Source organism: Flavobacterium tagetis (genome assembly GCF_016735615.1).
In the GTDB taxonomy this organism is placed as follows: Bacteria; Bacteroidota; Bacteroidia; order Flavobacteriales; family Flavobacteriaceae; genus Flavobacterium; species Flavobacterium tagetis.
Genome location: NZ_JAERSF010000002.1, coordinates 1,480,883 through 1,494,911, shown reverse-complemented (window position 1 = coordinate 1,494,911; position 14,029 = coordinate 1,480,883). Strand labels below are relative to the sequence as shown.

Sequence of the window (14,029 nt, the reverse complement as noted above, 5' to 3'; positions counted from 1 at the left end):
AAAAGGCAAAGCCTGCTAGTCAACATTTTTAAGTACTTTTGTCGCACTTTTATACAATGTAATTCCTAAGAAATGGATAAAAAAATATTCTCTTTTTTGTTTTCTACACGTTTAATGGCCGTTCTTTTTTTAACATTCGCAATTGCAATGGGTGTTGGAACTTTTATCGAAAGTAAATACAATACCGATACAGCCAGAATTTTAATTTACAATACTTGGTGGTTTGAAGCGATTATGGCCATCTTTATGATTAATTTCTTCGGAAATATCAAAAAATACCAATTGCATAAAAAAGAAAAATGGGCAACTTTATTATTACACCTTGCTTTTGTTTTTATCCTTTTAGGAGCTTTTATTACTAGATATATTAGTTATGAAGGAATGATGCCAATTCGCGAAGGCGCAGCAGAAAATCAAGTATACTCAGATAAAACGTTTTTAACCATTTTTGCTGATGGTGAATATAAAGGCGAAATGAAAAGAAGAGTTTTTGAAAAAAGCCTTTTGCTTTCTCCTGCTACCAATAATGATTTCAGCATTTCAGGAAAATTTGACGAAACTCCTTTTGAAGTTACCTATGCTAACTATATCATGGGAGCGAAAGAAGTTGTTAAACCAGATCCAAACGGAACTTTATATCTTAAATTGGTTGAAGCCGGATCTGGCGGACGTGAAGAACATTATCTGAAAGAAGGTGAAGTTCAAAACATCCACAATGTTTTATTTGCTTTAAATAAGCAGACAGACGGTGCAATTAACATCAATACAACTGGAAAAGAATATACGATTCAGACTCCTTTTGAAGGTGAATTTATGCGAATGGCAGATCAGTTTAAAGGAAAGGTTACAAAAGATAATGTACAGCCTTTAATGATGCGTTCGTTATACAGCATTGGAGATATTAGAATTGTATTTCCAGAACCTCCATTGAAAGGTAAAGTGGATTACGAATCTAATAATGATTTTAAAGCAAAATCTCATAAAGACGCTCTGATTGTAAAAGTAAAAGCAGAAGGGCAAGAAAAAGAAGTAATGCTTTTTGGTAATAAAGGACAAGTTGGAGAAGCTAAAACAGTTAAAATTGGCAATATAGAATATTCTTTATTTTTTGGAAGCAAAGCTTATGTTTTACCGTTTAAAATTCGTTTGAACGACTTTATTGCAGAAAAATACCCTGGTACAGAAAAAAGTTATTCTTCATACAAAAGTAAAGTAACTGTTCAGGATTCTACAGAAACTTTTGATGCTGATATTTTTATGAACCACGTTTTAGATTATAAAGGATTCCGTTTCTTCCAATCTTCATTTGATCCAGACGAAAAAGGAACTGTTTTATCTGTAAATCACGATTTCTGGGGAACTAACATTACTTATTTCGGTTATTTTCTATTGTATATTGGTTTAATGGCTATTATGTTTACTAAACATTCTCGTTTTGGTGATTTAAAACGAAAACTTGATGCTATTCAGAAGAAAAAAGAAAAACTAATTACCATTTTAGTTTTATTGATTGGTTTGAATGGATTTGCTCAAGAAGCGCCACATGTTCATACTCCCGGACATGTTCATGAACACGAACATAATCACAATGCAGATCCAAATGATCACGCGAATCACGTTACTGCGCCACCTAGCCAGAAACAGCTAGATTCTTTATTGAATATTTATAAAGCGCCAGAAGCACACGCTGCAAAATTCGGTCGTTTGATTATTCAAGATGCTGGAGGTAGAATGAAGCCAATTAATACGTTTTCATCTGAATTGCTTAGAAAAGTAAGTCATAAAGACACGTACAACGGAATGAATTCTGATCAAGTATTCTTGTCTATGACACAATACGCCCAAGTTTGGATTCAAATTCCATTAATTTATATTAAATCAGGAAATGATAGTATTCGTAAAATTATCGGAATTGATTCAAAAGATCAGTACGCACCGTTTGTAAAATTCTTTGATGAGCAAGGAAATTATAAATTATCTCCTTATTTAGATGAAGCTTATAAAGCTGCAAATCCAAATAATTTTGAGAAAGATTTTGTTGAAACCGATAAAAAAGTAAACTTAATGGAATCGGCATTAAGTGGAAGCATTTTAAGAATCTTCCCAATTCCAAATGATCCAAACCATAAATGGGTTTCTTACTTAGAGCGTGAAAGTGCTGGTTTTAAAGGAATGGATTCTACTTATGTAAAGCAAATTCTACCGTTATATTTTAGTGCTTTAAATAATGGTTCTATTGAGAAAAATTTTGATACAGCCGATAATTTAGTAGAAAGCATAAATGGTTTCCAGAAGAAATTTGGTGCAAAAGTAAGACCTAGCGAAGATAAAATTGATGCTGAGATTGCTTATAACAAGTATGATGTTTTTAAAGTGTTACCTTATTGGTATATTACAGCATCTATTCTTATGCTAATGTTTACTATTCTTAATATTTTCTTTGAGAAAAAATGGCTTAGAATGACTGTAAATGGTTTTCATGTTATTGTCGGATTATTATTTGTAATTCATACATTAGGATTAATTGCACGTTGGTATATTTCGGGTCACGCACCGTGGAGTAATGCTTACGAATCTATTGTCTATGTAGCTTGGTCAACAATGTTCTTCGGATTGGCTTTTGATAGAAAATCGAAATTAACAGTAGCTTCATCAGCATTTGTTACAGCAATGATTTTAATGGCGGCATACATGAACTGGATCGATCCAGAAATTGCAAATCTGCAGCCAGTTCTTAACTCTTATTGGTTAATGATTCACGTTGCAGTTATTGTAGCTAGTTACGGTCCGACTGCATTAGGAATGATTCTAGGTTTTGTTGCTTTAATTTTGATTTTCTTTACAAATGATAAAAACAAAGCCAAAATGGATTTACATATTAAAGAAGTAAGTTATATCAATGAAATGGCTTTGACAATTGGTCTTATCATGCTTACAATTGGAAACTTCTTAGGAGGACAATGGGCAAATGAAAGCTGGGGACGCTACTGGGGATGGGATCCAAAAGAAACTTGGGCTTTAATCTCGATTATGGTTTATGCCTTTGTAATTCATGCTCGTTTTGTTCCTGCTTTAAGAGGAAAATGGTTCTTTAACTTAATGAGTATGTATGCTTTCGTTTCTATCTTGTTTACATATTATGGTGTAAATTTCCACTTAGTAGGTTTACACTCTTACGCAAGTGGTGAAGCACATTCATTAAACTGGATTTACTATTGCTTAATTACAATTAGTATTATTGGAGCTGTAACGTATCCAAAATACCGTAAGTACTATAAAACCAAAAAAGTGAAAAAATAAATAATTTGCAATAATTATTAATTCATAAAAAAAGCTCAATTTAATGTTGAGCTTTTTTTTATATCTAATTGGAAAGTTTTCCAGAAACAAGAAGTATAATAATCATAATTGCAAAAAAGCAAACCAAAAAGATAAGGTGACTTAATATGGATAAGAAAAACGCTCTTGTTTTCGATATTTTATTGAAAAACTGAATGTTGGTCCAAAAAATTAAAATTACACCAATAATATACATTGTGTACGTATATTGTTGCATATGAGAGCCATTATTTAGAAAAATCATTGCAGGTATTGTCAGCAATTGCACAGAAATTCGTTGTGCGGCTTTAAAAGTATTTAGCACAAAAAACTCGACAAAATTGTAGCCTTGGTTTTTAAAAACTAAATAGGTGCCAATAGTATAAATAGGAATAGAGCACACCGTAATCCATGAAAAATGCGTAGCAAACCATTCATTTAAAAAATTTGAATCTAAATTGGGAGCCTGCACATGATTAAAAGTATCAATATGAAAATAATGATATAAAAGTCCATAAAGTGTAGCTAGAACAACTACCAAAGATAAAGGTTTAAAATGACGGGCTCTTTTTCCTTCAATAAATTCACGGATAGAATGTCCAGGTCTGGTAAATAATTGTTTTAAAGAATACAAAATTCCCTTATCAAAATGCAACAAACCATGCTGGATATCGTGCCATAAAAAATGCACATTTATTTTATGCGTTTCTGCTGACTGTCCGCAATTATTACAATAATGGCCTTTAAAGACCTGATGGCAGTTTTTGCACATTATTTCCATTTAGTTCACTATTTTAATTATGAATTATTTTTGTTCTTTTTTGAGATTCCATCAGGGAACATAATTGCAAGTAAAACTATTATCAAAAGAAAATTATATTCAACACCGTTTCTACCGCCGCCTACAACAAACCAGCCTTCTTTAAAGTGCACTAAAACAATACCCATTACCAGAACAAAAATGGTAACAAAACCAGCAAGTTTAATATACTTATTTGCTAATAGAAGTATAGCCACAATAATATGAGATAATTTGATACTCCAGGCAAGTAATACGCCGTAAGGAGCAAAACCAATTTGGTTGAGGAAAAGATTTCCAAAATCATTAATACCATTATTGAACATTCCAAAAACAGAATGAGTTAGAAGAATAATAGCCATAGCGATTCTCAAAAGTAAATTTGCATTCATAAAATTGGTTTTGGTGAATTAAAAATAATAAAAAAACGCATATTACAGAGAATATGCGTTTTAGCTTTTTATGAAAGATTAAATTTAAACTTTTCCTAAAGTATACAGTTGTTCCATTGTTGGAGTAGGGCTTCCTCCTGCTGGCTCCAAAGTAATTCCAAAAGCTTCTGCAGAATCGGTTTGCTCTACAGCAAATATTTTTTGTTTATTGCCTTCAAAATTATCCAATAAACCAATGCTCGTTGGAGTAAGTACAGGACTCAGCTTTAAAGACCAAACCTGATAAACCATTCCTTTTGGAGGAGCTGGTAAACCTGCCGCATCGATATAAGTAGTTTTAGTCTGTTTATTCCAATACACTTTTGCAAAAGAAGCTGGAGAAACAGCCTGTCCGCCAAGAGTTACACCTGTATTCTTAATATCTCTTACAATGCTTAAGTTTTTCTCAGTTTCTTTATTCTGCTGATCTAAAAATGCGTATTCTCTTTGAATTTTATTCTTTTCATTTCCAACAGTAGAAATGGCTTCTTTAGTTTTAGTCAATTCTAAAGTTTGATATCCTAAACCTAGTAATAAAAGTACAGCCGCTGCCCAGCCCACATATTGAGACCAGTTAGAAGCAGGTTTCATGTCGACTACTTTTCCGTGTTTAAGTTCAAGACGAGCTTTAATTTTTTCGAAATTTTCCACAGAATGGAAAGGAGAAAAACTTGAAGAAAGTGCAATGACAGCTTTTTCTATCGAGATAATTTCCTGATCCATTTCTGGATTTTTTTTTGCCATTTCGGCAATTTCGAGATTTTCTTTTTCACTTAATAAGCCATAAACGTACAGCTCTAAAATTCCTGATTCTATATATTCTTGTGCTTCCATTATATCTTCAAATAATTACGTAAATCGTTAATACAGTTTCTGTTTTGTGTTTTGATAGTTCCCAGTGGCAATGCCAATTCTTCTGAAGCTTCTTGCTGGGTATATCCTTTAAAAAACAATAAATTGATTATTTCGATACATTTTGGTTTTAGTTTTTTTACAAACTCTTGAATTCCAATTGCATCAAGTTTATGACTCAATTTATTGCTCTCGTCTAAGAGATTTACGAAATTATCTGATGAAAGGTTTTTTTGACCGTTGTTGTAGTCTTTAGAACGAAGTTTATCGATTGAAGTGTTACGGGCGATATTAAGGATCCAAGTGTAGAATCGGCCTTTACTCTCGTTATAAGAATCGATGTTTTTCCAGATTTTGACAAAAACATCCTGAAGAACATCTTCTGCTTCTTCTCGATTTTTGATTAAGACATGAATGACTGAAAATAAACTTTTTGAGTACATATCGTACAAATGTGTAAAAGCTTTTTCGTCCTTTTGATAAATTAAAACTAGCAGTTCTTCTTGACTCATAGATTTGGATATTTAAGTTTAAACATTAAAAGTTAGGATGTTATATGCTTACCTGTTATAAAGTTAATTTATTTTTTCTTCATTTTTATATTTTTTTTAACAGTCCAAAACCTAAGAAAATAAGGGGTTAAGAAAAAAAGTACTTTTTTTTCACTTTTTTTAAAACCAAAAACAATCCAATTACGTAAATGAATTTAATAAGGTGAGAAAGATCTTATTTACAGTCATAATTTTTTTAAAAACTGTTGTTAGAACATTATTGAAGACCTATGGATAGCAAAATAATAGTAAGAATATTAATAGTTGGATTAACAACAGTTTTATCATTAACCATTTTTACTAAAAAAGATTTTCTGAAAGAAGATTGCCAAGCTGGACATACAAGAAATAATTTGTCAATTAATGGTTAAAGCATATCTGTTTGCAAAAGACGTTAAAACATAAAATATTATATAGTTGATGTACTCGGACTTCCAAGTTGAAGATTTTTTTAATATGTCTCGACTATTTTAGAATTTAACGAAACATCATACAAGCCAATAACTTTTTGAAAGACGTTTGACATATGGGGGATAAACGAATTTTTAACATAAACCGAGTCATCAACTATAATTTATAAAAGATTGCATAATAATTAATTCATGGTTTGATTTGTTTGTATGGGGGGAAGCCTAACGTCTGATTAACGTTAGGCTTCATTTTTTATTTAACTTTTGATTAGCAAAAAAAAAGTTTTTGTAAAATGGATTTTAGCTAATTTTATAAAAAATTATAAGATGAAAAAAATACTATTTATACTATTTGGAGCAGCTGTTTTGTCTGTAACAGGATTAAATGCTCAAACTAGTTCAAACAAATTATCTAAAAAAGATAAAACCATGGCAAAAGAAACAATCTATCAATTTAAAGTAGAAGATTTATCGGGTGATACTTTTGATTTTGCATCCTTGAAAGGCAAAAAAATCATGATTGTAAATACAGCTTCAAAATGCGGATTAACTCCACAGTACAAAGATTTAGAAGCGGTTTACAAAGAATATAAAGATAAAGGTTTTGTAATTGTTGGTTTTCCAGCAAATAACTTTGCCTCGCAAGAACCAGGAACAGCTAAAGAAATTGAAACTTTCTGTCAGCAGAATTATGGTGTAACTTTCCCGATGATGAACAAAGTTTCTGTTAAAGGAAGTGATATGTGTGAAGTTTATAAATTCTTAACTGAGAAATCTAGAAATGGTCTGCAAGATTCTGAAGTTGAATGGAATTTTCAAAAATACCTAATTAACGAAAAAGGAGAGTTGGTAAAAGTAATTAAACCAAAAACTTTAGTGACAGAACCTGAGGTTATCAATTGGATTAAAAGCTAAAGCATAAAAAAGACTCAAATTTGGAATTCAAATTTGAGTCTTTTTTTTAAACGAATGCCAGGCTGAGCGGAGTCGAAGCTTTTGCTGTTGAATGGCTTTGCCGGACTTCGACTCCGCTCAGTCTGACAAACGAAAAATGACTATTTCAAAATAAGTTGCATAAAAACTAAGTCCAGCCAGTGGTCAAATTTATAGCCTACTTCTCGAATTGTTCCTGTAGCTACAAATCCGAATTTTTCATGGAAAGCAATGCTTCCAGCATTATCAGCGTCAATTGCGCCAATCATAACATGATAACCCTGTTCTTTAGCCAAACGGATTAATTCTGTCAAAAGTTTAGAGCCAATTCCTTTTCCTATTATATTATCGACTACATAAACAGAATGTTCAACAGTATATTGATAGCCAATTTTTTCTCTAAACTGTCCATAGCTCCCAAAACCGACAACTTCACCATCTAAATCGGCTACAATTACAGGAAGGTTTTTAGCTTTTTTATCTTCAAACCATTTTGTCTGAACTTCCAAAGTCTGGATTTCATAACTATAATTGGCTGTAGTATGCAAAATAGAATGATTTACAATTTCCAGAATCTTTTGTAAATCGCTTGTTGTTGCAGGTCTTAAAATAATACTCATTGGTAATTTATTGTAGTTTATTTGGTATTCAATTCAGCTAATAAAGTGTCCACTTCTTTAGAATTCCAGTCCATTTCTTTGGCAATGGCTTTGGCATTTTTGGCATATTCTAGAGCTTTCTTTTTATTTTTTATTTTATTGTAAAGCTTGGCTTCGAGTAAATTACCGTCATAAGAATTATTTAGTTCTAATGAACGATCGACCCAAGAGATAGCTTTTTTTAAACTCTCGGTATCTTTAATATGTTTCAAATAAGTATTTCCGATATCTTTTAGAAAACTCGCATCGTTCCAAACTAATTTCTGAGTATCTTCTAGCGTAACTTTTTTATATAAATTCCATTTTTCAGTTCTTTCTGCCAATGTCAAATCATATTTAAAAACCAAAGAATCTGTTTTTTGCAGTCGGATTGATTTGGCAACTTCTCTTTGTTTATAATAGTTTATAGTGTCTAGATTGTCAACCAAAGGTCGAAGCAATTCGTTTACAATACTTTCTATTTTACGATCAACACGATTTTGAGAAGCTACAGTGGCAAATTCTTTCTGATGGTTTATAACATATTGAAACTCTCTAGATTTAATATCAGTTACCCCATTTGCTATAACACGCCAATTTAATTCACTAACCAATTGTTTATCAGATTGTGTATTAAGATAAATATGGGTTGGAATTGACAATTCCGTTCTGTCTTTTCCTTTCTTTAAAGTATTCAAATATGTAAAGAACTTATCTGAATTGCTTGGATCTGCAAGAAACTCTTTTTCTAAATAAGGTAGCTGCATTTTTTTGTTTAAAGCATAACGCAATTCATTTTGAAATTCAGCTTTTTTCATTTCTCCTTTCAATGCATAAATCAAAGTTTCATTACTATCAAGAAATAAGAAAGTAGGAAGCGATTTTGTATTGAATTTGTTCTTTAAAACAATTCCTTCTTCTTTTTCAATATTTTTATAAGTACATATAAAATTAGTATTCAAAAAATCGATAATGGCAGGATCACTCAAAACTTCCGTTTTCATTAAATTACAATGCGGACACCAATCTGCATAAAGCATCACAAAAAGTGGCTTTCCTTCTTTTTTAGCATTTTCTAAAGCCATTTTGTATGGAACATCAACAGGAACAAATTGATTCTGAGAAGTTATGGTTTGAAAAGTAACAGATAAAAAAAGTATAAATAAGAAACGCATATCAGGTCTGGCTTTTATTAATTATTCGATTTTACAAATATATCCCCTTTTTTGAGAAAGAGCCTTAATATATTCCTAATTATAATATAAATCAAGTGCGAAGTTTGTAACTTTGTATACAAGATAAAGAAAAATTATATCAGAATTTTTCTTTAAAAAATAGTAATACACGACCGGAATGATTTACCCCAAAATAGCACTAGCACAAAGCATTATCGAAATTTTATCTGCCAAAGGCATTGTTAATATTATAATTTCTCCAGGATCTAGAAATGCACCATTAACTATCGGATTTGCTCAAAATCCTAACTTTACCTGTTACAGTATTGCAGACGAGCGATGTGCCGCTTTTTTTGCTCTAGGGATTGCTCAGCAAACCAAACAGCCAACTGCAATTGTTTGTACTTCAGGATCAGCCTTATTAAACTATTATCCAGCTCTGGCAGAAGCATTCTACAGTCAAATCCCGATGATTGTAATTTCTGCTGATCGTCCGCAGAGTAAAATTGATATTGGAGATGGGCAAACTATTCGTCAGGAAAATGTTTTTGCTAATCATTCAGTTTTCAATGCTAATTTAACAGAAGAAGCATCTGAAGAAAATGATTTGAAAATCAATTTGGCTATTGAAACAGCTATTCTTAAGAAAGGTCCGGTTCATATCAATGCACCTTTTGAAGAGCCTTTGTATGAAACGACAGAAACGCTTTCTGTACAGCCAAAAATTACAAATCTGCAATTTGAAAATTTTTCAAAAACTATAGAAAACAGTGAAGAATTTGTTTCTGTTTGGAACACTGCAAAGAGAAAACTAGTTTTAGTTGGTGTAAATGAAGCTAATAACATTGATAAAGAAATTATCGAAAATTTAGCATCAGATCCGTCAGTTGTAGTGCTTACAGAAACGACTTCAAATCTTCACCATGAGAATTTTATTAATTCAATAGATACTTTAATTACTCCTTTTGATGATTTTGATTTTAAGCAATTTAATCCTGAAGTATTAATTACTTTTGGAGGAATGGTGGTTTCAAAAAGAATCAAAGGTTTTTTACGAAAATACAAACCAAAATATCATTGGCACATTGATACCTTACGTGCTTATGATACTTTTGATGCATTGACAAAACATTTTGTAATGCAACCAAATGATTTCTTCAAAGATCTATTTTCAAAAACGTCTTTTGTAAAAAGTAATTACTTCAAAAATATTGATGAAGTTTACAAAACAAGATTAGAAAAAAGAAAGGAATATTTAAGTAAAATAGCATTTTCAGATTTCAAAGTTTTCGAAAAAGTGATCGAATCATTGCCTAAAAATAGTTCGTTGCAAATTAGTAATAGTTCTGCTATTCGCTATGCACAACTAATTGATATTGATAATTCGATTGAAGTTTTCTGCAATCGAGGAACAAGCGGTATAGATGGAAGTACTTCTACTGCAATTGGGGCAGCAATTGGAAACGAAAAACAAACTATTTTTGTTACTGGGGACATTAGCTTTTTATACGATAGCAATGCTTTGTGGAACTCATACATTCTTAAAAACTTCAAAATTATTCTTGTAAATAATGGAGGAGGAGGAATCTTTAGAATTCTTCCAGGTCATCAAGAAAAACCAGTTTTCAATACTTATTTTGAGACGTCACATAAATTGACCGCTGAACATTTGGCAAAAATGTATGGTTTACATTATTTCACAGCTCAGGATATTCAATCGTTAGATAACGGAATACAATCTTTATACAATTCTAATGATGCTCCATCTATTTTAGAAATTTTTACGCCAACAGCTGAAAATGATCTTATTCTAAAGCAGTATTTCAAATATTTGCATTAAGATTGAAAGAAAATATTTGTTAAAATTATTGTTTTAAAACTTCCTTAATTATACATTTGGTTTATTATTCACCAAATTTTATAAGTATGAGTACAAGAGAGGATTTAATTAAAAAGTATACAGCCGATTTAAAAGAAAAATGCGGAATTACAGCTGATGCAGATTTATTGACAAAAGTTACAATTGCATGCGGTCCGTCAATTTATAATGATGATGCTTCGACAGTGGCTTCTTCGCAACAGTCAGAATTAGATACAGTAAAAAATAACTTTTTAATAAAGAAATTAGGTTTAAAAGATGGTCCAGATTTAGCCAAAGGGATTGATGCTGTTATGGAAAAGTATGGAAAATCAAATAAGCATAAATATAGAGCTGTTGTTTATTATTTACTTACAGTTCATTTTAAAAAGGAAAGCATCTTTAAATAATCAAGGTTAAGATAATTCAAAATCCCTTTATAACATTGTTTGTAAAGGGATTTTCTATTTTTTGCCTGCAAATTAAGTTTTGTTAAAATTAATTTCTTTGTACCGAGCCAAACTTCGTACCTTTGCACCTCAGAAACTTAGCAGTTAGACTGCTTAGAAACTTATAAAAATGCTAGAAATAGGAAAATACAATACGCTAACTATATTACGTGATACCAAAGTTGGTTTGTTTTTAGGAGATCCAGAAAATGATCCAGATGGAGTTCACGATGTTTTGCTTCCAAATAAATATGTCCCAAAAGTCTTTGAAATTGGCGAAGAATTAATTGTTTTTGTTTACTTAGACCACGAACAGAGACCAGTTGCAACTACTTTAGTTCCATATATCTTATTGAATGAGTTTGCTCTTTTAAGAGTGAATTACATTAATAATGTTGGTGCATTTATGGATTGGGGAATGGAAAAAGATATTCTTGTTCCATTTAAAGAACAAGCTCGCCCAATGGAGAAAGGAAAACGCTACTTGGTTTATTTATACTTAGATAAACAAACTAATCGTTTGGTTGCTTCAAGTAAAACCAACCAGTTTTTGAGCAATGATAACCTGACGGTTGAAAAAGGAGAAGAAGTAGATTTAATTGTTTCTCATATTACCGACATGGGAATCAATGTTATCATTAACGAGCGTCACAAAGGGCTTTTATATAAAGATGAAGTTTATGATGATTCCATAAGAACTGGGGACAGAATGCGTGGTTACATCAAAAATATTCGCCCTGACCATAAAATTGATGTTGCTCTTCAAGCTCAAGGTTTTGAAAGCATTGAACCAAATGCAGAGAAAATCTTAAGTGAATTAAGAGCCAGTAGAGGTTTTCTTCGTTTAAATGACAATTCTCATCCAGAAGACATTAAAACTGTTTTGAAAATGAGTAAAAAATCATTCAAAAAAGCAATTGGGACTTTATATAAAGAAAAACTGATTGAAATTAAAGAAGACGGAATTTATCTTGTAAAAGAATAGAAATTCTAATTTAAAAATTCCAATTGATACTTGTTGGAGTTTGGGATTTAAAATATTGAAATTTATTTTGCGTTAGCAAAATTATTATAATACAAAAGGCTGCTCATTACAAGCAGCCTTTCGCTTTTTATTCAGTTTTAAAAAAAATTGTAATTAAAAAAAAACAGAAATAAAATAATTCGAGTCCATCTCAGAACAATAGCTTTACGAATTTTAGAAATTATTCCATTGATGGGTATGTCTTTTAAATGATTTGATGTATCTATTTTAACAGCAAAAAAAGAATTTCACGGCTAATCCATTGGTTTTATAAAATAACTTTTAGAAAGTATGAACTAGTACTTTTTCCTCTTTTTCGTTATCATTCCTATACTAATTATAGATACAATTCTAACATTTAACCTTAGGTGTTACTTTTTTCTTTTTGAAGTTTCAACAAACACATAAATCATTTGCTCTTTTAATTGAGGTTTGTTAATGAAAAACCTAAAAAAATGAGCGACAAATTTTTTAAATTTTCTCAAAAAAATCATTTTTTAGGTTAATAAATCAGTGAAAGAAAATCAATCTGAAATCTTTGAATTGTTTGTATCTCATTGATTTCTAGGCTGTAAAATTAATTATTATTTTTCTAAACTAGTGTTAAAAAATGTTATTTTTTGTAAGTAAATACCAATTGTTAACATTGGAAGTCAATTTAGCAAAGACTTAAGGCAGATTGAGTAGGTAAACTAGTAAAAATGCTTTATTTTTACCATATAATTATTTTAAACAAAAAATCAAAATGGATTGGATTACAGCCAGAGAATTTGAAGATATAACTTATAAAAAATGCAACGGAGTAGCGAGAATAGCCTTTAACAGACCAAATGTTAGAAATGCATTCCGTCCTAAAACTACTTCAGAATTATACCAAGCTTTTTACGATGCACAAGAAGATACTTCAATTGGAGTTGTATTGCTTTCTGCTGAAGGGCCTTCAACAAAAGATGGAGTTTACTCTTTTTGTAGTGGCGGAGATCAAAATGCACGCGGACACCAAGGTTATGTAGGAGATGATGGACAGCACCGTTTGAATATTCTAGAAGTGCAGCGTTTAATTCGTTTTATGCCAAAAGTGGTTATTGCTGTTGTTCCAGGATGGGCTGTAGGTGGTGGACACAGTTTGCATGTAGTATGCGACATGACACTTGCAAGTAAAGAACATGCCATTTTTAAACAAACAGATGCAGACGTAACAAGTTTTGACGGTGGTTATGGATCTGCTTATTTGGCTAAAATGGTGGGACAGAAAAAAGCTCGCGAAATTTTCTTTTTAGGTCGTAATTATTCTGCTCAAGAAGCTTTTGAGATGGGAATGGTAAACGCTGTAATTCCACATGACGAACTTGAAGCTACTGCTTACGAGTGGGCACAAGAAATTCTTCAAAAATCACCAACATCTATAAAAATGCTGAAATTTGCAATGAACCTTACAGACGATGGAATGGTTGGACAACAGGTTTTTGCAGGAGAAGCAACACGTTTAGCTTACATGACCGAAGAAGCAAAAGAAGGAAGAAACGCTTTCTTAGAAAAGAGAAAACCAAACTTCGGAGAAAATAAGTGGTTACCATAAAAAGTTTAAATT

Annotated in this window: 12 protein-coding genes; 6 read left to right on the top strand and 6 right to left on the bottom strand. The window is 31.3% G+C overall.

Going from position 1 to position 14,029, the window contains the following annotated elements; translation table 11 throughout:
- Positions 1-72: 72 nt before the first annotated feature.
- Positions 73-3,300: a cytochrome c biogenesis protein CcsA gene (locus JI750_RS13940; protein WP_202002939.1), complete on the top strand. Its 3,228-nt coding sequence runs from the start codon at positions 73-75 to the stop codon at positions 3,298-3,300.
- Positions 3,301-3,364: 64 nt separating this feature from the next.
- Here JI750_RS13940 and JI750_RS22250 read toward each other — a convergent pair whose 3' ends face one another.
- From JI750_RS22250 to JI750_RS13920, 4 genes are all read right to left on the bottom strand, one after another.
- A complete protein-coding gene (locus JI750_RS22250; protein ID WP_202002928.1) occupies positions 3,365-4,099 on the bottom strand; it encodes a DUF3667 domain-containing protein in 735 nt (244 codons plus the stop codon).
- 17 nt (positions 4,100-4,116) lie between these two features.
- Positions 4,117-4,509 carry a DoxX family protein gene (locus JI750_RS13930; RefSeq protein WP_202002925.1) on the bottom strand — a complete coding sequence of 131 codons (393 nt, stop codon included), beginning with the start codon at positions 4,507-4,509 and terminating at the stop codon, positions 4,117-4,119.
- A gap of 84 nt (positions 4,510-4,593) precedes the next feature.
- Complete coding sequence (locus tag JI750_RS13925; protein WP_202002922.1) at positions 4,594-5,382, bottom strand: anti-sigma factor; 789 nt, start codon at positions 5,380-5,382, stop codon at positions 4,594-4,596.
- Complete coding sequence (locus tag JI750_RS13920) at positions 5,382-5,912, bottom strand: RNA polymerase sigma factor (protein ID WP_202002919.1); 531 nt, start codon at positions 5,910-5,912, stop codon at positions 5,382-5,384. The genes JI750_RS13925 and JI750_RS13920 overlap by 1 nt, the downstream gene beginning before the upstream one ends.
- A gap of 776 nt (positions 5,913-6,688) precedes the next feature.
- Here JI750_RS13920 and JI750_RS13915 point away from each other — a divergent pair.
- Positions 6,689-7,276 carry a glutathione peroxidase gene (locus JI750_RS13915; RefSeq protein ID WP_202002916.1) on the top strand — a complete coding sequence of 196 codons (588 nt, stop codon included), beginning with the start codon at positions 6,689-6,691 and terminating at the stop codon, positions 7,274-7,276.
- 140 nt (positions 7,277-7,416) lie between these two features.
- Here JI750_RS13915 and JI750_RS13910 read toward each other — a convergent pair whose 3' ends face one another.
- Together JI750_RS13910 and JI750_RS13905 are read right to left on the bottom strand one after the other, a co-directional pair.
- Positions 7,417-7,914: a GNAT family N-acetyltransferase gene (locus JI750_RS13910; RefSeq protein WP_202002913.1), complete on the bottom strand. Its 498-nt coding sequence runs from the start codon at positions 7,912-7,914 to the stop codon at positions 7,417-7,419.
- 17 nt (positions 7,915-7,931) lie between these two features.
- Positions 7,932-9,107: a thioredoxin family protein gene (locus JI750_RS13905; RefSeq protein ID WP_202002910.1), complete on the bottom strand. Its 1,176-nt coding sequence runs from the start codon at positions 9,105-9,107 to the stop codon at positions 7,932-7,934.
- A 178-nt stretch (positions 9,108-9,285) separates the two neighbouring features.
- On the opposite strand from JI750_RS13905, the gene menD reads away from it, so the two are divergent.
- The 4 genes from menD (at position 9,286) to JI750_RS13885 (ending at position 14,017) form a co-directional block, all read left to right on the top strand.
- Positions 9,286-10,947, top strand: a complete 1,662-nt coding sequence (menD, locus tag JI750_RS13900; protein ID WP_202002907.1) for a 2-succinyl-5-enolpyruvyl-6-hydroxy-3-cyclohexene-1-carboxylic-acid synthase — start codon at positions 9,286-9,288, stop codon at positions 10,945-10,947.
- 86 nt (positions 10,948-11,033) lie between these two features.
- Positions 11,034-11,375: a DUF2853 family protein gene (locus tag JI750_RS13895; RefSeq protein WP_202002904.1), complete on the top strand. Its 342-nt coding sequence runs from the start codon at positions 11,034-11,036 to the stop codon at positions 11,373-11,375.
- 169 nt (positions 11,376-11,544) lie between these two features.
- The gene (locus JI750_RS13890) at positions 11,545-12,399 is read left to right on the top strand and encodes a CvfB family protein (RefSeq protein WP_202002902.1); all 855 of its coding nucleotides are present in this window, start codon (positions 11,545-11,547) and stop codon (positions 12,397-12,399) included.
- A 784-nt stretch (positions 12,400-13,183) separates the two neighbouring features.
- Positions 13,184-14,017 carry a 1,4-dihydroxy-2-naphthoyl-CoA synthase gene (locus JI750_RS13885; protein WP_012024845.1) on the top strand — a complete coding sequence of 278 codons (834 nt, stop codon included), beginning with the start codon at positions 13,184-13,186 and terminating at the stop codon, positions 14,015-14,017.
- The last annotated feature ends 12 nt before the right edge of the window (positions 14,018-14,029 follow it).

Coding starts and splice junctions, on each gene's coding strand:
- JI750_RS13940 (WP_202002939.1), top strand. CDS start 73: ATGGATAAAAAAATATTCTCTTTTTTGTTTTCTACACGTTTAATGGCC.
- JI750_RS13915 (WP_202002916.1), top strand. CDS start 6,689: ATGAAAAAAATACTATTTATACTATTTGGAGCAGCTGTTTTGTCTGTA.
- JI750_RS13885 (WP_012024845.1), top strand. CDS start 13,184: ATGGATTGGATTACAGCCAGAGAATTTGAAGATATAACTTATAAAAAA.
- JI750_RS13890 (WP_202002902.1), top strand. CDS start 11,545: ATGCTAGAAATAGGAAAATACAATACGCTAACTATATTACGTGATACC.
- JI750_RS13930 (WP_202002925.1), bottom strand. CDS start 4,509: ATGAATGCAAATTTACTTTTGAGAATCGCTATGGCTATTATTCTTCTA.
- JI750_RS13905 (WP_202002910.1), bottom strand. CDS start 9,107: ATGCGTTTCTTATTTATACTTTTTTTATCTGTTACTTTTCAAACCATA.
- menD (WP_202002907.1), top strand. CDS start 9,286: ATGATTTACCCCAAAATAGCACTAGCACAAAGCATTATCGAAATTTTA.
- JI750_RS13895 (WP_202002904.1), top strand. CDS start 11,034: ATGAGTACAAGAGAGGATTTAATTAAAAAGTATACAGCCGATTTAAAA.
- JI750_RS13910 (WP_202002913.1), bottom strand. CDS start 7,914: ATGAGTATTATTTTAAGACCTGCAACAACAAGCGATTTACAAAAGATT.
- JI750_RS13920 (WP_202002919.1), bottom strand. CDS start 5,912: ATGAGTCAAGAAGAACTGCTAGTTTTAATTTATCAAAAGGACGAAAAA.
- JI750_RS13925 (WP_202002922.1), bottom strand. CDS start 5,382: ATGGAAGCACAAGAATATATAGAATCAGGAATTTTAGAGCTGTACGTT.
- JI750_RS22250 (WP_202002928.1), bottom strand. CDS start 4,099: ATGGAAATAATGTGCAAAAACTGCCATCAGGTCTTTAAAGGCCATTAT.